The sequence below is a fragment of the Nostoc flagelliforme FACHB-838 genome (genome assembly GCF_014698065.1).
In the GTDB taxonomy this organism is placed as follows: domain Bacteria; phylum Cyanobacteriota; class Cyanobacteriia; order Cyanobacteriales; family Nostocaceae; genus Nostoc; species Nostoc flagelliforme_B.
The window spans coordinates 1-3,438 of the sequence record NZ_JACJSI010000527.1 but is presented as its reverse complement, the minus strand read 5'-3'; the positions used below and the strand labels follow the sequence as shown (position 1 = coordinate 3,438).

1 protein-coding gene and 1 pseudogene are annotated in these 3,438 nt (G+C 35.7%); one reads left to right on the top strand and one right to left on the bottom strand.

What is annotated here, in order from left to right; translation table 11 throughout:
* Positions 1–190: 190 nt before the first annotated feature.
* The gene (locus H6G97_RS48025; protein ID WP_190947374.1) at positions 191–1,198 is read left to right on the top strand and encodes a hypothetical protein; all 1,008 of its coding nucleotides are present in this window, start codon (positions 191–193) and stop codon (positions 1,196–1,198) included.
* Between the two features lie 13 nt (positions 1,199–1,211).
* On the opposite strand, the pseudogene H6G97_RS55230 reads toward H6G97_RS48025, so the two are convergent.
* Positions 1,212–2,462, bottom strand: a pseudogene (locus tag H6G97_RS55230) (CHAT domain-containing protein).
* Between the last annotated feature and the right edge of the window lie 976 nt (positions 2,463–3,438).

Below are 3,438 nucleotides of genomic sequence, written 5' to 3'. Positions count from 1 at the left end.
TTCGTTTTCTCATCTCAAATGGATGTTTGAGTGGTTTCTCCGACACACTAACTTTGATTTTGCGACTCTTCAAATGTACGGAGCTTTTTCAGAAATCAAATACTAGTCCTATAGCAACTAAACTTTATACTTATTTATTCTCTACTTACATTAAGATGCGAATTGTAAGTACCTATTCTGTCTTGTTGTAATGCTGACCAGCCAAACTAAAAGAGCCTTTGCAGTCCGCCGACTTACAACTTTCGTATCAATATTAACACTAATCTTTTTGGCTCCTAATAGTGGATGGGGACAGGAACGAATATTACAAAAGAATTTGTGCAATGAACCAAGTGGTCGAGTTTATAGCACGGGCGATCGCTCCCTGAGATCGGGAAAATATTTGTGTCTAGGAGAGCGGATCAATCCTAAAAACGGAAGTGTAGTCAAAATTATTTGCTTTTCAAATCGAAAATTTCTGTATTTGAAGCAGAGTACTATTTTTAATACACAAATATGTGCGCCACCACCTAACGAAGCTGTACAGTGTTCAGTATTAAATATAGTCCATTGCCCACATGACTACAAAGGGCCAGATAACGAAAAAAATTTGCCGATTGTAACTAGTCCTTACCGCGGTTCAATTATAAATAATAGACCAGAAATCTCTTGGCGCTCAGTAGTAGATGCTGATAGCTATACGGTAGTAGTAAAAGGCAATGGTGTCGAGTGGGAGAAAGATGTAAAAGACATTACAACCCTACCATATCCTCAAGAACAAAAAGAATTACAGTACGGGAATACGTATACAATCACTATCATTAGTAACCGTGGTGAGCAACCTCTGAATTATAGTCCTTTAGTAGTCCATCTTTTACCTGTTGATGATGTTCAGCAAATTATAGATGAAGTCAAACAAATCAAAAACTTGGGATTGCCACCTGATGAAGCCGCTTTCTGGGATATGGATGCTATATATATGTCAAAGCTTCTTTTAGATGAATCAATTAAGACGTTAAAAGCACGAGTCATGGCAGGTAGTAAAAATCCAACTATCTACAGACTACTAGGTGATCGTTATTTAGGAGCTTTGTTAATAGATGAAGCGGAGCAAAGCTACACTATAGCAGCTAAATTAGCAAATAATAGTGGTAAAACATCTGAATTAGAAAAGGTACAATCAGGGTTGAAATTGGTGGAAAGGTTGAAAGGTGGTTAACTTGTTCATGAAATTATAGCCAGCCGCCAATAAGTAAAAATGCTGCCCAATGGAAAGGGTGTTGGTATTGAGGGTTTGATATCATTTGTAATTGTGCAAGACGTAATGCTTCGGCTTTGGTTAAACCTTCTTTCAATCCTTGATAAAATATTTTCAGAAGTAAAGCACTGGAATTAGCATCTACTTGCCAAAGAGTAGCTATGGTACTTCTGGCTCCGGCTTGTGCTGCCACTCCAGCCATTCCTAACGCGGATCTTTTATTACCTTTGGCTGTTTCGCAAGCACTTAAAACTAATAACTCAATTCCTTCTTGATTAGACTGGGTTTTTTCTTTGAGCAAAGTATTAAATTCTGAAACAGTAATTGGTTTATCCCAAGCGAAAATCATTGTTTTGTCAGCAACAGAACTAAATTGAGCGTGAGTAGTTAGATGAAGTATTGAAAAATCACCTGTACTCAATTCTTTATCTAGCATTGGACTAAGAAATTCTTCATTTAATAATACTTTTTAAGAAGGAATTTCTTTTTTGACATTTGCTATTTCTACTTCCACCCCTGGCAATGCTTTAAGTCCTTTGGGAGCATTCGGAGCGTAAAAACTAGGACTTACTTTACTGAGCCCAGCAATGAAAGCCCTTAATTCCTTGGGAGGTAAAATCTTAGGTGGTTGCACTCTTGATCCCAAAGTTCCTGTAATACCGTAGCGTTCGATTAGATAATTTTTCCCATCATGAAGCAAGCCCATCGGTAGACTTTGAAAAGATGCATCTAAAGTAAATACTAGCATTCCTGATGCTGGTAAATACTTGATAGGTGCAATAATTAATCTATAAAGGGCTTGAGAATGAGCAAGAATAACATTTTCGCTAGTGTAAACAAGATTTTTGTCTTGTAAAACGTTTACAAGATTGTTAATATGCTCTTTAATTAGTTGAGGATCAATAGAGTGATGATGAAGAGGTTGGTTAGGAGATTGAGAGATGACTTCTATGCTATCTGATAAGTCAATTACATGAATAATTGTTGGTTTAATATCTAAATCCTGAATTTGATTCAAAGAAATAAGATTAAGCTTGCCACACTGAAGATAATTTTCTAGCTCTGTTATTTTAAATTCTTCATGTAGTTGTATTACTTTTCGTATATTAGTAGAAGGGTTTGCTAATAGCAATTTTAGGTAATTCCGGTAAACAGGTTCTACTTTTTCATAGAAAAAGAATTGTGTGTCGGGATTACTAGTTAAAAGATTAGTACGAACTTGCATTAGGTTATCAATAGCTGCTTGGTACATCTTGGAAGCAGGTTTATACTTTCCCTGTTCTCGATATAAATCACCCAACTGTTGCTGCCATTGGTATGCGATATCCCATGCCTGAATTGATTGAGCAAACTCTAAAGCTTGCCTAAAGTATGGTTCTGATTTATCTGGTTTTAATTCGCCTAGCATTCCCCAACAGAAGGATTGCAGAAGTTGATTGTTGATACTTTGGGCAGTTTGTAAGGCAGATTCAGCATACTGTATAGCTACAGGTTGTAAACTTTTATTATAAGTTTTATTTAGACTATCAGAGAAGTTAAGCTTGGCATGGACAGATTGATTAATAGGCAATTTATCGAAAGAGGAAGAGTCTTTCATTATTGAATCTATTAAAAGTTGAATTTGTTGATTAATATTAATTTTAGTATTTGTAAACCTCTGGCTTGTCTGTGACTGTATTAATAGCCATCCATCAAAATCTAACAATAATCTTAAACTTCGGAGTTGAGCCTGCACTTTTACAATAGTAGAAGCATTTGCCAGATTATTTATTTGTTGGTAATACTCAAGTGACAAGAGTGCATTTTGCTGAACTCTAGCAACAGCTTCTTTTTTATAAACTAGTTCTTCTATCCATTTTGACTGCGAGCGTGAACGCTCATACATTGACTGTTTACTATCTCCCAGTGATAATAAAATTAAACTAATATCTTGATTTGGCGTTATCTGTTTAACGGATTATAACGTTTTTTTTTAAACTATTTCTGATTCATCCAAGCTACCGAGTAAACGTAAAACATCTCCCAAGTTTTGTAATGCTAACAAATTTACTGGAGTAAGTTTTACTTGATTGATTGCTGCATTGAGAGCAGGGTAAGCTCATCTAATTTGGTATAGGGTGAGCTTGAGAAATTAAGTAAGATAAGCATAAACAAAGGCGGAAAAAATGCACTTGACTTAAGAACAAGATCAATGAGAAGAC